At 73.8% G+C, this 17,902-nt stretch carries 12 protein-coding genes and 1 tRNA gene; 3 read left to right on the plus strand and 10 right to left on the minus strand.

The features are described from left to right. The first annotated feature begins 76 nt into the window (after positions 1 to 76). Entirely contained in the window at positions 77 to 496 is a 420-nt protein-coding gene (locus tag ACI78Q_RS18385; protein WP_456924878.1) for a DUF7712 family protein, read from the plus strand. Between the two features lie 93 nt (positions 497 to 589). On the opposite strand, the gene ACI78Q_RS18390 is transcribed toward ACI78Q_RS18385, so the two are convergent. Together ACI78Q_RS18390 and ACI78Q_RS18395 are read right to left on the minus strand one after the other, a co-directional pair. Next, positions 590 to 1,930 (minus strand): ABC transporter substrate-binding protein, encoded by a 1,341-nt coding sequence (locus tag ACI78Q_RS18390; RefSeq protein WP_456924879.1) that lies wholly within the window; start codon positions 1,928 to 1,930, stop codon positions 590 to 592. A 190-nt stretch (positions 1,931 to 2,120) separates the two neighbouring features. Next, positions 2,121 to 2,717 carry an ANTAR domain-containing response regulator gene (locus tag ACI78Q_RS18395; RefSeq protein ID WP_456924880.1) on the minus strand — a complete coding sequence of 199 codons (597 nt, stop codon included), beginning with the start codon at positions 2,715 to 2,717 and terminating at the stop codon, positions 2,121 to 2,123. Between the two features lie 79 nt (positions 2,718 to 2,796). Here ACI78Q_RS18395 and ACI78Q_RS18400 point away from each other — a divergent pair. Together ACI78Q_RS18400 and ACI78Q_RS18405 are read left to right on the plus strand one after the other, a co-directional pair. Next, a tRNA-Leu gene (locus tag ACI78Q_RS18400) sits at positions 2,797 to 2,870 on the plus strand. 188 nt (positions 2,871 to 3,058) lie between these two features. Then, entirely contained in the window at positions 3,059 to 4,804 is a 1,746-nt protein-coding gene (locus ACI78Q_RS18405; RefSeq protein WP_456924881.1) for an aminotransferase class V-fold PLP-dependent enzyme, read from the plus strand. A gap of 10 nt (positions 4,805 to 4,814) precedes the next feature. Here the strand turns inward: ACI78Q_RS18405 and ACI78Q_RS18410 are convergent, their stop codons facing one another. From ACI78Q_RS18410 to trpC, 8 genes are all read right to left on the minus strand, one after another. After that, positions 4,815 to 5,690 (minus strand): acyl-CoA thioesterase, encoded by an 876-nt coding sequence (locus ACI78Q_RS18410; RefSeq protein ID WP_456924882.1) that lies wholly within the window; start codon positions 5,688 to 5,690, stop codon positions 4,815 to 4,817. Then, positions 5,687 to 7,102, minus strand: coding sequence for a pyruvate kinase (pyk, locus tag ACI78Q_RS18415; protein ID WP_456924883.1), 1,416 nt, complete (start codon positions 7,100 to 7,102; stop codon positions 5,687 to 5,689). The genes ACI78Q_RS18410 and pyk overlap by 4 nt, the downstream gene beginning before the upstream one ends. A 150-nt stretch (positions 7,103 to 7,252) precedes the next feature. Next, the gene (locus tag ACI78Q_RS18420; RefSeq protein WP_456924884.1) at positions 7,253 to 8,743 is read right to left on the minus strand and encodes a glutamate synthase subunit beta; all 1,491 of its coding nucleotides are present in this window, start codon (positions 8,741 to 8,743) and stop codon (positions 7,253 to 7,255) included. Further along, on the minus strand, positions 8,736 to 13,406 hold the full coding sequence (gene gltB / locus ACI78Q_RS18425; RefSeq protein WP_456924885.1) for a glutamate synthase large subunit: 4,671 nt from the start codon (positions 13,404 to 13,406) through the stop codon (positions 8,736 to 8,738). Before gltB ends, ACI78Q_RS18420 begins: the two co-directional genes overlap by 8 nt. Positions 13,407 to 13,727: 321 nt before the next feature. After that, positions 13,728 to 14,699 carry a prolipoprotein diacylglyceryl transferase gene (gene lgt / locus ACI78Q_RS18430; protein ID WP_456924886.1) on the minus strand — a complete coding sequence of 324 codons (972 nt, stop codon included), beginning with the start codon at positions 14,697 to 14,699 and terminating at the stop codon, positions 13,728 to 13,730. Further along, entirely contained in the window at positions 14,696 to 15,499 is an 804-nt protein-coding gene (gene trpA, locus ACI78Q_RS18435) for a tryptophan synthase subunit alpha (protein WP_456924887.1), read from the minus strand. Before trpA ends, lgt begins: the two co-directional genes overlap by 4 nt. Next, complete coding sequence (gene trpB, locus ACI78Q_RS18440) at positions 15,496 to 16,845, minus strand: tryptophan synthase subunit beta (RefSeq protein WP_456924888.1); 1,350 nt, start codon at positions 16,843 to 16,845, stop codon at positions 15,496 to 15,498. The genes trpA and trpB overlap by 4 nt, the downstream gene beginning before the upstream one ends. A 165-nt stretch (positions 16,846 to 17,010) precedes the next feature. Continuing rightward, the gene (gene trpC, locus ACI78Q_RS18445; protein ID WP_456924889.1) at positions 17,011 to 17,820 is read right to left on the minus strand and encodes an indole-3-glycerol phosphate synthase TrpC; all 810 of its coding nucleotides are present in this window, start codon (positions 17,818 to 17,820) and stop codon (positions 17,011 to 17,013) included. Between the last annotated feature and the right edge of the window lie 82 nt (positions 17,821 to 17,902).

Raw genomic sequence — 17,902 nt, forward strand, 5'->3', positions numbered from 1 at the left:
TCCCGCTCCCTCGACGGCGCCGGTCCCCCCGCGGGACCGGCGCCGTCGTCGTCCCGGGCGTGGGTAGGGGCAGGGCATGAACTGGACGTGGAACCTGCGCTCCCGCGACGGCGGGATGAACGGCCTGGAGTTCGCGCGCGCCACCACCGCCGGCGGCTTTCCCCGCGTGCTGGTGCACGCCGCACCCGCCCGGCTGCAGGTGGAGGTCATCGCGGAGGACGACCGCGTCGTCCTCCGCGCCGACGCCGAGCGGGACGGCGACTACTCCCCCATCACCCTGCTGGAGCTGGACGACGGGGCGGTGACCCGCAGCGAGGTGTGGCCCGACGCCGCCATGCACGGGCTGCCCGTGCTGCTGCCCGGCGGCGAGGTCGGCGTCCTCACCGCCTGGCAGCACGCCGAGGACCACAGCTGGTGGCGGTGGTCGGTCGAGTTCTCCAACCACACCGGCCGCCCCTCCGACTGGCGACCGCCCGACCAGCACCTGCAGCGCTGACCCCGGACAGCACGGTGGCCCGGCACCGCGATGCGGTGCCGGGCCACTGCGAGGTGGTGCGCCGGGAGCGTCAGTGACGTTGCCGGGGTGGGGTCAGCGCTGCGGGCCGATCCCGTTGGAGTTGAGCCCCTCGATGATCCGGGAGGACTCGTCGAACCCGATCACCACGATGGCGTCGGGGTTGAAGTCGACCATCTGCTGGACCTCGGAGTCGAAGTTCGCAGCCTGCGGGTCGTAGATGATCGACTGGATGTCGCCCTCGGCGAGGCCGGCGGCCTGCAGGTTGTTGGCGACGTTCTCCGCCAGCCCGGTGCCGTACGGGTCGTTGAGGGCGAGGATGCCGACGGTGTTGTTGCCGTCCTCGATGATGAGGTCGGCCAGCGCCTCGGCCTGCAGGGTGTCCGGCGGGGCGGTGCGGAAGTACAGCCCGTTGTCGTTGTACGTCGTGAACTGGTCCGACGTGTTGGCCGGGGAGAACTGCAGGACGCCGGCACCGGTGATCGTGTCGATGACGGTCAGGCTCACACCCGAGGACGCCGCACCGATGATCGCGTTCGCGCCGGCCTGGAGCAGGGCGTCCACCGACTGGGTCGCGATGTCGGTGGTGGTGTCACCCGAGTCGCGCTGGATGAGCTGCACCTGCTGGCCCAGCACACCGCCGGCGGCGTTGATGTCGTTGACCGCCAGCTGCGCGCCGGCGATCTCCGGCGGCCCGAGGAAGGCCAGGTTGCCGGTCTCCGGCAGCAGGGTGCCGATGATCAGTGGCTCCGGCGAGGTGGTGCCGGCCGGCGCCGGGGCCGGACCCTCGTCCTGGGTGGCGTTCGCCTCGTCGCCCGGGATGACGTACCGCGTCTGGCTGTCGTCGATCCGGTTGTCGTCGCCGAACTGCTGGATGCCGATGCTCGCCTGGGCCGGCTCGCCGGCGTCGGTGAAGCTCAGCGGGCCGGACTGGCCGTCGTAGTCGGGGTTGCCGCCGCCGTTGACGATCTCCAGGCACGAGGTGAAGTCCTCGCACTTGTCGCCGCCTGCGGTGACGCCGTTGACGTAGGCCTTGAAGACGTTGGCGTCGGTGGTCCCGGCCATCTGCGAGGCGAGGGCCGTGATGACGATGGCGTCGTAGGTCTCACCGGCGTAGTTGAAGTCGACGAGGTCGGGGTTGACCTCGAGCAGCCGGTCGCGGAAGTCGCCGGACAGCTCGGTGAGGGGAAGCGTGCCCTTCATCCCCGCCAGCGCGCCCTCGCCGGAGAGCCGCTCACCGAGCGCGTTGCCCATGTTGCCGTCGGACCCGTAGACGTTGACCTGCTTCTCACCGCTGGCGGCGTCGCCCCCGCCACCGCTGCCGCCCTCGTCGTCGCCGCCGCCACCGCAGGCGGTCAGGACGAGCAGGGCCGCCGCGCTGATCGCGGCGCTCCGGGCGAGGATGCCTGTGCGCATCAAACAACTCCCACTGTGCTGTCGGTCGTGCACTCGGCCAGCCCTGGCCGGGTGGCCTGGTCAGTGGGGGGAAGGTAACTGCCGGATCCGGGCCCGGACCGGGGGTCGCCCGGACCGTGATGAGGTCGTGACCTCCCGGATCCCGGCCCGACACACAGCACGGGCCGGGCTCCTCACCCGGAGACGCGGATCACTCCGCGGGGGCCTCGGCCTCCTGCGGGTCGAGGATGCGCTGCGCCAGGGCCTTCATCGACGTCCGCTCGTTCATCGCCGTCCGCTGGATGAAGCGGAACGCCTCCGACTCCGTCATGCCCTGCTCGGCCATCAGCCGGCCCTTGGCCTTCTCGACGACCTTGCGGGCCTCCAGCCGCTCCTCCAGCGTCCGCACCTCGCCGTCGAGGGCGGACATCTCGGCGAACCGCGCCCGGGCGACCTCGATCGCCGGCACCAGGTCGTTCTTGGAGAACGGCTTCACCAGGTAGGCCATCGCGCCGGCGTCCCGTGCCCGCTCGACCAGCTCCCGCTGGCTGAACGCGGTGAGCACGATGACCGGCGCCACCCGGGCGGCGGCGATCTGCTCGGCGGCCGACAGCCCGTCGAGGACCGGCATCTGGATGTCGAGGATGACGAGGTCGGGACGCAGCTCCGTGGCGCGGTCGACTGCCTGCTGCCCGTCGCCGACCTCGGCGACGACGGTGTACCCCTCCTCCTCGAGCATCTCCTTGAGGTCGAGGCGGATGAGCGCCTCGTCCTCCGCGATGAGGACCCGGATCGACTCGCTGCTCACGCGCGGGAGCCTAGCGATGCCGGAGGGTCGGCGACGGACGGCTAGGCTGCTCGGGCAGCCGGGGCCCCGTCCCCGGCACGCCCCCGTACCCCAATCGGCAGAGGGAGCGGATTCAAAACCCGCGCAGTGTGCGTTCGAGTCGCACCGGGGGCACGTTCGGAAGAGCAGGACGCTGAGCGCACCCGTGTCCCGGCCGGGGGGGCCCCCCGGCCCCCCCCCCCCCCCCCCCCCCGCCCCCCCCCCCCCCCCCCCCCCCCCCCCCGCGACCGGTCCACCCACGGCCAGGTGCCGTCCCCGGCGGCGCTGGGGCCGAGCCGATCGCCGCGCACTACGGTGACCCGGTGAGCTCGCCGACGCCGCCGCACATGACCCCCGAGCAGTTCCGGCAGCACGGGCACGAGGTCGTCGACTGGATCGCCGACTACTGGACCCGCATCGCCACCTTCCCGGTCCGCTCCCCCGTGGCGCCCGGCGACGTCCGCGAGTCCCTGCCCGCCTCGCCACCGGAGCAGGGTGAGCCGTTCGCGGCGGTCCTCGGCGACCTGGAGCGCGTCGTGCTGCCCGGCGTCACGCACTGGCAGCACCCCGGCTTCCTCGGCTACTTCCCGGCCAACACCTCCGGCCCGTCGGTCCTCGGCGACCTCGTCTCCTCGGGCCTCGGCGTCCAGGGGATGTCGTGGGTGACCAGCCCCGCGGCGACCGAGCTCGAGCAGCACGTCATGGACTGGTTCGCCGAGCTGCTCGGCCTGCCCGAGTCCTTCCGCTCCACCGGCAGCGGCGGCGGCGTGGTCCAGGACAGCAGCTCGGGCGCCAACCTGGTGGCGCTGCTGGCCGCCCTGCACCGGGCCAGCGGCGGGGCCACCGTGCGCGACGGGGTGCGGCCCGAGGAGTACACCGTCTACGTCTCCTCGGAGACCCACTCCTCGATGGAGAAGGCCGTGCGCATCGCGGGTCTGGGCACCGACGCCGTCCGCATCGTCGAGGTCGACGGCGATCTGGCGATGCGCCCGGCGGCCCTCGCCGCCCGCCTGGAGCGCGACACCGCCCGCGGCTTCCGCCCGGTCCTGGTCTGCGCCACCGTGGGGACGACGTCCACCACCGCCGTCGACCCCCTCGCGGAGCTGGGCCCGATCTGCCACGAGCACGGCGTCTGGCTGCACGTCGACGCCGCCTACGCGGGCGTCAGCGCCGTCGCGCCGGAGCTCCGGGAGCTGCAGGCCGGGGTCGAGTGGGCCGACAGCTACACGACCGACGCGCACAAGTGGCTGCTCACCGGCTTCGACGCGACGCTGTTCTGGGTCGCCGACCGCGCCGCGCTCACCGGGGCGCTGTCGATCCTGCCGGAGTACCTCCGCAACGCCGCCACCGACGCCGGCACCGTCGTCGACTACCGCGACTGGCAGATCGAGCTGGGCCGCCGCTTCCGCGCGCTCAAGCTCTGGTTCGTCCTGCGCTGGTACGGCGCCGAGGGGCTGCGCGCCCACATCCGCTCCGGCGTGGCGTTGGCGCAGGAGCTGGCCGCCTGGGCCGAGGCCGACGAGCGCTTCGACGTCGCGACCCGGCACCCGCTGTCGCTGGTGTGCCTGCGTCCCCGCTGGCCCGAGGAGGTGGACGCCGACGTCGCGACCATGACCCTCCTGGAGCGGCTCAACGACGGCGGCGAGGTCTTCCTGACCCACACCACCGTCCGCGGCCAGGTGGTGCTGCGGGTGGCCGTCGGCGCGCCCGCCACGACCCGGGCCCACGTCGAGCGGGCGTGGGCGCTGCTGTGCGAGGGGCACGACTGGCTGGCCGCCGACTTCGCCGAGTCCGCCGCCGAGCGGGCCCGGGCCGAGGCCGAGCGCCGCGCGGCCACCCTGGCGGCCGCCGACGCCGGCACGCCGGCCGACGACGTCCTGGAGGCCCCGGCCGCCCAGGACGAGTCGGCGGCGCAGGCGGAGGCGCAGCAGGAGCTCCTCCGGGAGCCGGCGACGGACGGCGACGCCTCCCCCGCGCTGCCCGAGGCCGACGTCGCCACGGCACCGGCCGAGGAGGCCGCCGTCGCCGCGGAGACCGACGCCGCGGGCGCCCGGGGCACCGGCTCCTGAGCCGCCGGGCTCAGCGGCCGACGGCGCGCAGCAGTCCCTCCTGGGCGACGGTGGCCACGTGCGTGCCGTCGGCCGCCCAGATGCGGCCGAAGCACAGCGCCCGCCCTCCGGACGCGGCCGGGCTGTCGGTCTCGTACAGGAACCACTCGTCGGCGCGGACCGGCGCGTGGAACCACACCGCGTGGTCCAGGCTGGCGCCGGCGTACCGGTCACCCCAGCCACCGACCCGCACCAGGCCGGCCCCGAGCAGCGTGAGGTCACTGACGAAGGTCAGCGCGGCCGCGTGCACGGCGGGCACGGCCGGGAGCCGCCCGGCGACCCGCATCCAGACCCGTGTCGGCGGCTCCTTGGCCTGCCCGTCGAACGGGTCCTCGAGCAGCCGCTGCTCCACCGCCCGGCTGATCTCCATCGCGCCCGACCCCTCCTTGCCGTGGCGGGCGGCGAGGTCGGCCAGTGAGGGCAGCTCGTCCGGAGCGGGGACGGCGGGCATCGGCAGCGAGTGCTCGACGACGGCCGGCTCCTCGACGTGGAAGTCGGCGGTCAGCGCGAAGATGGCGACGTCCTCGCCCTTGCGCCGCTGGCAGCCGATGACCCGGCGGGTGGTGAACGACCGCCCGTCGCGGATGCGGTCCACGGTGTAGCGGATCTCCTCGTGCGGGTCACCGGGCCGCAGGAAGTAGGCGTGCAGCGAGTGCACGTCCCGGCCCGCCGGCACCGTCCGCCCGGCGGCCATCAACGCCTGCCCCGCGACCTGCCCGCCGAAGATGCGCTGCAGCCGCGTGGTCGGCGTCTGGCCGACGAAGACGTCGCGCTCCCGCTCCTCGAGGTCGAGCACGTGCAGGAGCGCGGCGGCCTGGCTGTCGCCGTCCCCCGCCGGGCCGCTCATGAGTCGGTGCCCACCTCGTGGACCCGGATGAGGTTGGTCGAGCCGACGGTGTTGGGCGGGCTGCCCGCGACGACGACGACCCGGTCGCCCTCCTTGAGGCGGCCGATGGACAGCAGGGAGAAGTCCACCTGCCGCACCATGTCGTCGGTGTGCTGCACCTCGGGCACGAGGAAGGTCTCCACGCCCCAGGACAGCGCCAACTGGCTGCGCACGCGGGCGTCGACGGTGAAGGCCAGCAGCGGCTGCCGCGGGTGCAGCGCGGCCAGCCGGCGGGCGGTGTCGCCGGTCTGCGTGAAGGTGGCCAGCGCCTTGACCGCGAGGGTCTCCCCGACGTCCTTGGCCGCGCGGACGATGGCCCCGGAGCGGGACCGGGAGATGCGCACGAGGTCGGGGACGGCGGTGTCGGCGCTCTCGACGGCGTCGATGATCCGCTCCATCGTGCGCACCGCGGCGATCGGGTAGCGGCCCACCGAGGTCTCCCCCGACAGCATGACCGCGTCGGCCCCGTCGAGGACGGCGTTGGCGACGTCGGAGGCCTCGGCGCGGGTGGGCCGCGAGGAGCTGATCATCGACTCGAGCATCTGGGTGGCCACGATGACCGGCTTGTTCCGCTCGCGGGCGGCCTGCACGGCGCGCTTCTGCACCAGCGGCACCTGCTCCAGCGGCAGCTCCACGCCGAGGTCGCCGCGGGCGACCATGACGCCGTCGAAGGCCTCGACGATCGCCTCGAGGTTCTCGACCGCCTCGGGCTTCTCCAGCTTGGCGATGACGGGGACGGAGATGTCCTCCTGCCGCATGATGTCGCGGACCAGCTCCACGTCGCGGGGCGAGCGCACGAACGACAGGGCGATGAAGTCCACGCCCAGGTGCAGGGCGAAGCGGAGGTCCTCCTCGTCCTTGTCCGACAGCGCGGGCACGCTCACCGCGACGCCGGGCAGCGACAGGCCCTTGTTGTTGGACACCTCGCCGCCCTCGACGACCAGGCACCAGACGTCGGGGCCGTCCACGCCCACGACCGACAGCGCCAGCTTGCCGTCGTCGACCAGCAGCCGGTCGCCGACGCGCGCGTCGGAGGCCAGGCCCTTGTAGGTGGTGGAGACCCGCTCGGCGGTGCCCTCGACGTCGTCGACGGTGACGCAGACCCGGCTGCCGGTGGGCCACACGACCGGGCCGTCGGTGAAGGTGCCCAGCCGGATCTTGGGGCCCTGGAGGTCGGCGAGGACGGCGACGGCGTGGCCGGTGCGGTCCGAGGCCTCGCGGACCAGGCGGTAGGCCTTCTCGTGGTCGGCGTGTGCGCCGTGACTGAAGTTCAGCCGGGCGACGTCCATCCCGGACTCGACGAGGGAGGTGACCTGCTCCAGCGAACCGGTCGCCGGCCCGAGGGTGCAGACGATCTTGGCGCGACGCGACATGGCCCAAACGCTATCCGGCCCGCGCGCGCTTCGCGGGGAGGACCCCTGTGAGCGTTCACATCCGCGTGCGGAAACAGCCGGGGCCGGGCCCTGCGGGACGCAGGACCCGGCCCCGGCCGGGAGCCCCGTCGCGGTGGACGGGGCGGTGGTTCAGCGCAGCGCGACCGCGGTGGGGGTCACCGGGCGCGGCAGCATCGACGCCCCGGTCAGCCAGGTGTCCACGGCGCCGGCGGCGGCCCGGCCCTCGGCGATGGCCCACACGATCAGCGACTGGCCGCGGCCCATGTCACCGGCGACGAAGACCCCGGGGACGGTGGACATGAACTCGCCGTCGCGCGCGACGTTGCCGCGCCCGTCGACCTCGACGCCGAGGGCATCGACCAGGCCGGTGCGCTGGGCACCGGTGAAGCCCATGGCGAGGAACACCAGGTCGGCGGGGATCTCCCGCTCGGTGCCCTCGACCTTCTGGAACCGGCCGTCGACCCGCTCCACCTCGTGCAGGAGCAGGGCGCGCACGCGCCCGTCCTCGTGGCCCAGGAAGCGCTCGGTGTTGACGCTGTAGAGCCGCTCCCCGCCCTCCTCGTGGGCGCTGGAGACCCGCATGATCATCGGGTAGGTGGGCCACGGGTTGGCCGCCTGGTCGCGGCGGTCCGGCGGCGCCGGCATGATCTCCAGCTGCGTCACCGACGCCGCGCCCTGCCGGTGGGCGGTGCCCAGGCAGTCCGCGCCGGTGTCGCCGCCACCGATGATCACCACGTGCTTGCCACGCGCGTCGATCGGCGGCTCGTCCAGCTCGCCGAGGGCCTGCCGGTTGCCGAAGGGCAGGTACTCCATGGCCAGGTGGATGCCGGAGAGCTCCCGGCCCGGGGCGGGCAGGTCGCGGCCGATGGTGGCGCCACCGGCCAGCACGACCGCGTCGTACTCGGCCCGCAGCTGCTCGGCCGACAGGTCGCCGGCACCGCTGCCGCCGACCTCGACCCCGGTGACGAACCGGGTGCCCTCGGCCCGCATCTGGTCCAGCCGCCGGTCGAGGACGGCCTTCTCCATCTTGAACTCGGGGATGCCGTACCGGAGCAGCCCGCCGACGCGGTCGGCCCGCTCGTACACGGTCACCTCGTGCCCGGCGCGGGTCAGCTGCTGGGCGGCGGCCAGGCCCGCGGGGCCCGAGCCGATGACGGCGACCTTCTTGCCGGTGTGCTCCTGCGGGAGCACCGGCTTGACGAGATCCCGCTGGAACGCCTGGTCGATGATCTCCCACTCGATCTGCTTGATCGTGACCGGCGACTCCTGGAGGTTCAGCACGCAGGCGCCCTCGCACGGCGCCGGGCACAGCTTCCCGGTGAACTCCGGGAAGTTGTTGGTCGCGTGCAGCCGCTCGATCGCCTCGGTCCAGTCGTCGCGGCGGGCGAGGTCGTTCCACTCCGGGATCAGGTTGCCCAGCGGGCAGCCGTGGTGGCAGAACGGGATGCCGCAGTCCATGCAGCGCGCCGCCTGCTGGCGGACCGCCGCCACCGGGAAGACGCCGTCCTCACCGTTCTGCCGGGCGAGGTAGACGTCCTTCCAGTCCAGGATCCGGACATCGACCGGACGCCGCGGCGGCAGCGCCCGCTCGTGCTTGAGGAAACCCGTCGAGTCAGCCACGTGCGGCCTCCATCAGTGCCCTGTCCACATCCGTTCCGGCGGCCTCGGCAGCACGCCGGGCCTCGACCGCGCGACGGTAGTCACGCGGCATGATCACGCTGAAGCGCTCCGACCAGCGGCCCCAGTCGGCCAGCAGCGCGGACGCCACCGGCGACTGGGTGTCCTCGTGGTAGCGGACCAGCACGTCGCGCAGCCACTGCGCGTTCTCGCCGTCCAGCGGCTCGACGTCCACCATCTCGCCGTTGACGCGGTGGCGGGCCAGGTCGAGCACGTAGGCGATGCCACCGGACATGCCGGCCGCGATGTTGCGGCCGGTCGGGCCGAGGATCACCGCGCGCCCGCCGGTCATGTACTCCAGCGCGTGGTCGCCCACGCCCTCGACGACGGCCAGCGCGCCCGAGTTGCGCACGCAGAACCGCTCGCCCACCCGGCCGCGCAGGAAGATCTCCCCCGCGGTCGCGCCGTAGCCGATGACGTTGCCGGCGATGACGTTGTCCTCGGCGGCGAAGGTCGCCTCCCGCGCCGGCCGGACGACGATCCGACCGCCGGACAGGCCCTTGCCGACGTAGTCGTTGGCGTCGCCCAGCAGCCGCATGGTGATGCCGCGCGGCACGAACGCGCCGAAGGACTGGCCGGCCGACCCGGTGAAGGTCAGGTCGATCGTGCCGTCGGGCAGGCCCTCGCCGCCGAAGCGCCGGGTGACCATCGAGCCGAGCATCGTGCCGACGGTGCGGTTGACGTTGCGCACCGGCAGCTCGAGGCTGACCGGCCGCGCGTCGAGCAGCGCCCCCTCGCACAGCTGGATGAGGGTCTGGTCCAGGGCGACGTCCAGGCCGTGGTCCTGCTCCCGCACGCGGTGCCGGGGGGCACCCTCGGGCAGCTCGGGCACGGCCAGCACCGGGGTGAGGTCCAGCCCGGCGGCCTTCCAGTGGTCGACGGCCTTGCGGGTGTCGAGCAGCTCGGCGTGGCCGATCGCCTCGTCGAGGGAGCGGAAGCCCAGCTCGGCCAGGTACTGGCGGACCTGCTCGGCGAGGAACTCGAAGAACGTGACCACGAACTCCGGGCGCCCGGTGAACCGCTTGCGCAGCTCGGGGTTCTGCGTGGCGACGCCGACCGGGCAGGTGTCCAGGTGGCAGACGCGCATCATCACGCAGCCGGAGACGACCAGCGGAGCGGTGGCGAAGCCGTACTCCTCGGCGCCCAGCAGCGCGGCGATGACGACGTCCCGGCCGGTCTTCATCTGCCCGTCGCACTGCACGACGATCCGGTCGCGCAGGCCGTTGGCCAGCAGCGTCTGCTGCGTCTCGGCCAGGCCCAGCTCCCACGGCGAGCCGGCGTGCTTGAGCGAGGTCAGCGGCGCGGCGCCGGTGCCGCCGTCGTGCCCGGAGATCAGGACGACGTCGGCGTGGGCCTTGCTCACGCCGGCCGCGACCGTCCCGACGCCGACCTCGGAGACCAGCTTGACGTGGACCCGCGCCTCGTTGTTGGCGTTCTTCAGGTCGTGGATCAGCTGCTTGAGGTCCTCGATGGAGTAGATGTCGTGGTGCGGCGGCGGGCTGATCAAGCCGACGCCCGGCGTGGAGTGCCGGGTGCGGGCCACCCACGGGTAGACCTTCTGGCCGGGCAGCTGGCCGCCCTCGCCGGGCTTGGCGCCCTGCGCCATCTTGATCTGGATGTCGTCGGCGTTGACCAGGTACTCGCTGGTGACGCCGAAGCGGCCGCTGGCCACCTGCTTGATCGCCGAGCGGCGCAGGTCGCCGTTCGGGTCGGGCACGAAGCGGTCGGGGTCCTCGCCGCCCTCACCGGTGTTGGACTTGCCGCCCAGCCGGTTCATCGCGATCGCGAGGGTCTCGTGCGCCTCCTGCGAGATGGAGCCGTAGCTCATCGCGCCGGTGGAGAACCGCTTGACGATCGCGCTGACCGGCTCGACCTCCTCCAGCGGCACCGCGGGGCGCACGCCGGTCCGGAGGGTGAACAGCCCGCGCAGCGTCGCGGCGTTCTCGGAGAGCTGGTCGACGGTCTTCGTGTACTTCTCGAAGACGTCGTACTGGCGCGCCCGGGTGGCGTGCTGGAGCAGGAACACCGTCTCGGGGTTGAACAGGTGCACCTCGCCCTCGCGGCGCCACTGGTACTCGCCACCGGTCTCCAGGCGGCGGTGGGCGCGCTCGGTCGGGTTCTCCGGATAGGCGCGGCGGTGGCGCATGGCCACCTCCTCGGCGAGGACGTCGATGCCGACACCGCCCAGCGGGCAGGAGGTGCCGGTGAAGTACTCGTCGACGACCTCCTGGGACAGGCCGACGGCCTCGAAGATCTGCGCCATCGTGTACGAGCCGACGGTGCTGATGCCCATCTTGCTCATGACCTTGAGGACGCCCTTGCCCAGCGCCTTCACCACGTTGCGGACCGCCTGGGCGGGCTCGACGCCGGTGAGGACGCCGTCGCGGATGAGGTCCTCGATCGACTCGAACGCCAGGTACGGGTTGACCGCGGCGGCGCCGTAGCCGAGCAGCAGCGCGATGTGGTGCACCTCGCGGCAGTCGCCGGACTCGACGACCAGGCCGACCTCCATGCGGGTCTTCTGCCGCACGAGGTGGTGGTGGACCGCGGCGGTCATCAGCAGCGACGGGATCGGGGCGCGCTTCTCGTCGCAGTCGCGGTCGGAGAGCACGATGATCCGCGCGCCGGCGGCGATCGCCTTGCTGACCTTGGTCCGCAGCTGCTCGATCGCCTCGGCCAGCGCCGGCCCACCGCCGTTGACGTCGAAGTGGCCGGTGATCCGGACGGCGGCGTACCCGGGCAGGTCGCCGTCGTCGTCGATGTGCAGGATCTTGGCCAGCTCGTCGTTGTCGATGACCGGGAACGGCAGGAACACCTGCCGGCACGACGCCGGGGTGGCCTGCAGCAGGTTCTGCTCCGGGCCGAAGGTGCGCCCGAGGCTGGTCACCAGCTCCTCGCGGATGGCGTCCAGCGGCGGGTTGGTCACCTGGGCGAACAGCTGCCCGAAGTAGTCGAAGAGCAGCCGGGAGCGGTCCGACAGCGCCGCGACCGGCGTGTCGGTGCCCATCGACCCGATCGGCTCGGCGGCGGTCGACGCCATCGGCGTGAGCAGGACGCGGAGGTCCTCCTCGGTGTAGCCGAACAGCTGCTGCCGGCGGACGACGGACTCGTGGCTGGGCCGGGCGCGGCGGCGCTCGGGCAGCGTGGGCAGGTGCACGAGGCCGGCGTGCAGCCAGTCCTCGTAGGGGTGCTCGCCGGCGAGCGCGCCCTTGACCTCCTCGTCGGAGACGATCTTCCGCGCCGCGGTGTCCACGAGGAACATGCGGCCCGGCTGCAGCCGGCCCTTGGCCACGACCTCGGAGTCGGGGATCTCCAGCACGCCGACCTCGCTGGCCAGGACGACCAGGTCGTCCTTGGTGTGCCACCAGCGGCCGGGGCGCAGGCCGTTGCGGTCGAGGACGGCGCCGATGAGCGTGCCGTCGGTGAACGCGACGGCGGCGGGGCCGTCCCAGGGCTCCATGATCGAGGAGTGGAACCGGTAGAAGGCCCGGCGGGCCGGGTCCATCTCGTCGTGGTTCTCCCACGCCTCCGGGATCATCATGAGCACCGCGTGCGGCAGCGAGCGGCCGGACAGGTGCAGCAGCTCCAGCACCTCGTCGAAGGTCGCCGAGTCGCTGAAGTCGCTGGCGGTGACCGGGAAGATCCGCTCCAGCCCCAGCTCGGAGGCGGGCCCCGCCGGCCCGTCGAACAGCGCGGTCTCGAGCTTGGCCTCGCGCGCCCGCATCCGGTTCCGGTTGCCCTTGATGGTGTTGATCTCGCCGTTGTGCGCGATCAGCCGGAACGGGTGGGCCAGCGGCCAGCTCGGGAAGGTGTTGGTGGAGAACCGGCTGTGCACCAGGGCGATCGCCGACTCGTAGCGTTCGTCGCGCAGGTCGGGGAAGAACGCCGGCAGCTGGTCGGTGGTCAGCATGCCCTTGTAGGTGATCGTCCGCGACGACAGCGAGGCGATGTACAGGGAGCTGCCGGCCTCGGCGGCCGCCCGCTCGGCGCGCTTGCGCAGCACGAAGGCCCGCCGCTCGAGCCGGGTGACGCCGTGGGGGGCCGCGTTGCCGCCGAAGGCGGCGGTGTCCGCGCGGGCGCCCATGGTCTCGGCGACGAACAGCTGGGCGAAGTGCGGCATCACCGCGCGCGCCGTGGGGCCGACGTCGGCGCCGTCGGGGTCGACCGGCAGCTCGCGCCAGCCGAGGACGGTCAGGCCCTCCTCGGCGGCGAGGCGGGCGACCTCCTCGTAGCGGGCGGCCCGCTCGGCCTCGTCGACCGGCAGGAAGGCGACGCCGACCGCGTACTCGCCCAGCGGCGGCAGGTCGAAGTCGACCTCGGCCCGCAGCAGCGCGTCGGGCACCTGCGTCAGGATGCCGGCGCCGTCCCCGGAGTTCGGCTCGGAGCCGGCCGCACCGCGGTGGTCGAGGTTGTGCAGGGCGGTGAGGCCGGCGGCCACGATCCGCCGCGACCGGCGTCCCTGGACGTCGGCGACGAAGGCCACGCCACAGGCGTCCTTGTCGTTGGCCGGGTCGTACAGGCCGGCGGCCGGCGGCACCGCGGAGAACGGGACGGCGGTCCCGCGGGGAGCGGGAGAGCCGGTGGCGGGGGCGGGGAACTCGGGCATGTCACTCCCGTCGTCGGCGCGCCGTCCGCCGCCGTCGTCGATGACGGGGAGCGGGCGGGGGGCGGAGGCCCGGGGCCGGTGGTCAGAGGCAGAGGGTGCGGCACTGCGGGAGAGCCGCAGCGGGGACGATCCGTGATCGCCGGTCCCGCTTGGCTCACGAGCCCCGGAGGTGGTGCCCCCCGAGGTGGTCGTCCGCGGGGCGGCGCTGGCCCGGTTCCGACGCAAGCGCCCTCGCCAGGATCACTGAGAGGGCCCGGGCAGAAGGGTACACAGACGTAACACTGGCCTCACACCGACAAACATCGACCCGGCGCGTCCCGCTCAACTCTCCGTGCGACGCCCGTGATCGTCCTCACCAGCGGGTTCGCCGTCCACCGGATCGCCGCCGCCGGGGGCGACCACCGGCGACGCCGCGTCGGGCCCGCGGTCGCGGCCGGCGGTGTCAGAAGTGTCACGTCCCCGGGTGATCACCTCGCGCGGGCGCCCTCGCTGCCACACCATGTACGCCACCGCGAGCAGGCCGACGATGACCGATGTGAAGACGTTGAGCCGGACGCCGAAGAAGTGCTCCGCCGGGTCGGTGCGCAGCAGTTCGATCCACAGCCGGCCGGCGCAGTAGCTGGCCACGTAGAGGGCGAACGCGCGGCCGTGGCCGAGCCGGAACCGGCGGTCGGCCCAGATGACCAGGGCGGCCGCGGCGAGGTTCCACAGCAGCTCGTAGAGGAACGTCGGGTGGAACGTGCCCAGCACCACCGGCTGCCCGTCGGCGCCCACGACCGCCCCGGTGCCGTCCCAGTCGTAGATGGTCAGGGCCCAGGGCAGGTCCGTCGGGCCGCCGTAGAGCTCGTTGTTGAACCAGTTGCCCAGCCGGCCGATGGCCTGGGCGACCAGCAGCCCGGGCGCCAGCGCGTCGGCGAAGGCCGGCAGCGGGATGCCGCGGCGGCGGCAGGCGATCCAGGCACCCACGCCGCCGAGGGCGATGGCCCCCCAGATGCCCAGGCCGCCCTCCCAGATGGCGAAGGCGCGCAGCGGGTCGCCGCCCTCGCCGAAGTAGGCCCGGGGACTGGTGATGACGTGGTAGAGCCGGCCCCCGATGATGCCGAAGGGCACCGCCCAGACGGCGATGTCCAGGACGTCGCCCTCCGCCCCGCCGCGGGCCCGCCAGCGCCGGTCGGTCAGCCAGATCGCGGCGACGATGCCGGCGATGATGCACAGCGCGTAGGCGCGGATCGGGAGCGGGCCGAGCTCCCAGACGCCCTGGGTGGGGCTGGGGATGGCGGCCAGCGGGATCACGCGGGCGCCCCCGCCCGGCGGCGGACACCCTCGGCGAGCTCGGCGGCCAGCGCCCGGACGCCGTCGGCGCCGCGGCCGTCGAGCAGCGTGCGCACGAACGCCGACCCGACGATGACGCCGTCGGCGAAGGCGGCCACCTCGGCGGCCTGGTCGCCGTCGGAGACCCCCAGGCCCACGCAGACCGCGAGGTCGGGGGCGGCCGCGCGGGTCCGGGCGACCAGCTTCTCCGCCGCGTCGCCGACGGTGGCGCGGGTGCCGGTGACGCCCATGGTGGAGGCGGCGTAGACGAAGCCCCGGCAGGCGGCGGTCGTGGACACCAGCCGGGCGTCGGTGGACGACGGCGCCACGAGGAACACGCGGTCGAGGTCGGCGCGCTCGGCGGCGGCGATCCACCCGGTCGCCTCGTCGGGGATGAGGTCGGGGGTGATGGCCCCCGCTCCCCCGGCGGCGGCCAGGTCGGTGGCGAACCGGTCGACGCCGTAGCGCTCGATCGGGTTCCAGTAGCTCATGACCACGGGCACCGCGCCCGCGGCGGCGACCGCCTCGACCGCGCGCAGCGCGTCGCGCATCCCGACGCCCGCGCGGACGGCCGGGTCGACGGCCCGCTGGATCACCGGACCGTCCATGCCCGGGTCGCTGTAGGGGACGCCGACCTCGACGACGTCGGCCCCGCCCTCCACCATGGCGACCATGGCCTCGATCGAGGCGTCCACGTCGGGGTAGCCGACCGGCAGGTAGGCCACCAGCGCCGAGCGCCCCTCCCCCCGTGCCGCCGCGATCCGGTCTGCCAACAGACTCACGCCGTCTCTCCCGCGTCCTGGCCGGCGACGGCCTCGTCGTTGCTGACCGCGCCCTCGGTGGGCTGCTGGTCGGTGTCCAGGCCCGGTCCCGGGTCGACGTCCTCGCGGTCGCCGAGGCCGAACCACTTCGACGCCGTCTCGACGTCCTTGTCGCCGCGGCCGGAGAGGTTCACCAGCAGCAGCGCGTCCGACCCCAGCTCCTTGCCGAGCTGCAGCGCGCCGGCGAGGGCGTGCGCCGACTCGATCGCCGGGATGATGCCCTCGGTGCGGCACAGCAGCGCGAAGGCCTCCATGGCCTCGGCGTCGGTGACCGGCCGGTACTCGGCGCGGCCGGTGCTGTGCAGGAAGGAGTGCTCCGGGCCGACCCCGGGGTAGTCCAGGCCGGCGCTGATCGAGTGCGACTCGATCGTCTGGCCGTTGTCGTCCTGCAGCAGGTACGAGCGGGCGCCGTGCAGCACGCCCGGCGACCCGCCGGTGATCGTCGCGGCGTGCCGACCGGTCTCGACGCCGTCCCCACCGGCCTCCAGGCCCACCAGGCGCACCCCCTCGTCGGGCACGAACGCGGTGAAGATGCCGATCGCGTTGGACCCGCCGCCCACGCAGGCCAGGACGGCGTCGGGCAGCCGGCCCTCCCGCTCGAGCACCTGGGCGCGCGCCTCGTCGCCGATGACCCGCTGGAAGTCGCGGACCATCGCCGGGAACGGGTGCGGGCCGGCGACGGTGCCGAAGACGTAGTTCGTCGTCTCCACGTTGGTGACCCAGTCGCGGAACGCCTCGTTGATCGCGTCCTTGAGGGTGCGGGAGCCGGTGCTCACCGGGATGACCTCGGCGCCGAGCAGCCGCATCCGGGCGACGTTGAGCGCCTGCCGGCGGGTGTCCTCCTCGCCCATGTAGACGGTGCAGGACAGCCCCATGAGCGCGGCGGCCGTGGCGGTGGCCACGCCGTGCTGACCGGCCCCGGTCTCGGCGATCACGCGGGTCTTGCCGATGCGCTTGGTGAGCAGGGCCTGGCCCAGCACGTTGTTGATCTTGTGCGAGCCGGTGTGGTTGAGGTCCTCGCGCTTGAGCAGCACGCGGGCGCCGCCGGCGTGCTCGGCGAACTTCGGCACCTCGGTGACCGGGCTCGGGCGGCCGGTGTAGTCCCGCTGCAGCCGGTCGAACTCCGCGAGGAAGGCCGGGTCGACCCGCATCGCCTCGTAGGCCTCGGTGAGCTCGTCGAGCGCGGCGATCAGCGCCTCGGGGACGAAGCGGCCGCCGAAGGCCCCGAAGTGGCCCGTGGCGTCGGGCCAGCCCGGGCGCGCCGGAAGGAGCTGGTCCTCGGGCTGCGGTGGGCTGGTCGTCGTCATGCCCCCAGTGTCCCGCGCCGGGACGCGCCGGTGGTGCAGGGGTCGCCGGGACGTGTCGCCGGCCTCCGCGGCGACGCCACGCGGCGCCGCTCCCGCGGTGGCCTGACCCTCCTGCAGGGGCCCGCCGCGAGCGTGCGAGCGGTGGGGGCAGGAGGGCCCTTCTCCTCAGCGACTCGTGCGCGGGGTCGCGGGGTGGGACCCCGCGGTGACCAGGTCGGCGACCGCCTGGCGGGCGTCGCCGGCGGTGACCAGACCCTCGCCGACGAGGACGGCGTCGGCCCCCGCGGCGGCGTAGCCGATCAGGTCGTGCGGCCCGCGGACGCCGGACTCGGCGACCTTGACCACGCCCGAGGGCAGCCCCGGGGCGATGCGCTCGAAGGTGGAGCGGTCGACCTCGAGCGTGGTGAGGTCGCGGGCATTGACGCCGATGACGGCGGCACCGGCGGCCAGGGCCCGGTCGGCCTCGGCCTCGGTGTGCACCTCCACCAGCGCGGTCATGCCCAGGGACTCGACCCGCTCGAGCAGGCCCACGAGCGCGTTCTGCTCCAGCGCCGCGACGATGAGCAGGACGACGTCGGCACCGTGCGCGCGGGCCTCGTGCACCTGGTAGCTGCTGACGATGAAGTCCTTGCACAGGATCGGCACGTCGACGGCGGCCCGCACGGCGGCGAGGTCGGCGTGCGACCCACCGAAGCGGCGCCGCTCGGTGAGCACGCTGATCACCCGCGCCCCGCCGTCGGCGTACTGCGCGGCCAGGACGGCCGGGTCGGGGATCGCCGCGAGGGCGCCCTTCGACGGGCTCTGCCGCTTCACCTCGGCGATGACCCCGACGCCGGGGGCGCGCAGGGCGGCCAGGGCGTCGAGCGCCGGCCGGGCGTCCTGCGCGGCGGCCTTGACCTCGCTCAGCGGGGTGAGGGCCTCGCGCGCCGCCAGGTCTTCTCGTACACCGGCGACGATCTCGTCGAGCACGGACACGTGTCCTCCCGCTGATCGTCGGTCTGGCCGGGCGGTCCGGACCGGTCTCGACCGGGCCCGCACACCCACTGTAGAGGCGGCG

Source organism: Geodermatophilus sp. SYSU D00705 (assembly GCF_054050135.1).

Excerpts from the sequence above, each read along its gene's own strand:
- ACI78Q_RS18385 (WP_456924878.1), top strand. The coding sequence starts at position 77 with ATGAACTGGACGTGGAACCTGCGCTCCCGCGACGGCGGGATGAACGGC.
- ACI78Q_RS18390 (WP_456924879.1), bottom strand. The coding sequence starts at position 1,930 with ATGCGCACAGGCATCCTCGCCCGGAGCGCCGCGATCAGCGCGGCGGCC.
- ACI78Q_RS18410 (WP_456924882.1), bottom strand. The coding sequence starts at position 5,690 with ATGAGCGGCCCGGCGGGGGACGGCGACAGCCAGGCCGCCGCGCTCCTG.
- pyk (WP_456924883.1), bottom strand. The coding sequence starts at position 7,102 with ATGTCGCGTCGCGCCAAGATCGTCTGCACCCTCGGGCCGGCGACCGGT.
- gltB (WP_456924885.1), bottom strand. The coding sequence starts at position 13,406 with ATGCCCGAGTTCCCCGCCCCCGCCACCGGCTCTCCCGCTCCCCGCGGG.
- trpB (WP_456924888.1), bottom strand. The coding sequence starts at position 16,845 with ATGACGACGACCAGCCCACCGCAGCCCGAGGACCAGCTCCTTCCGGCG.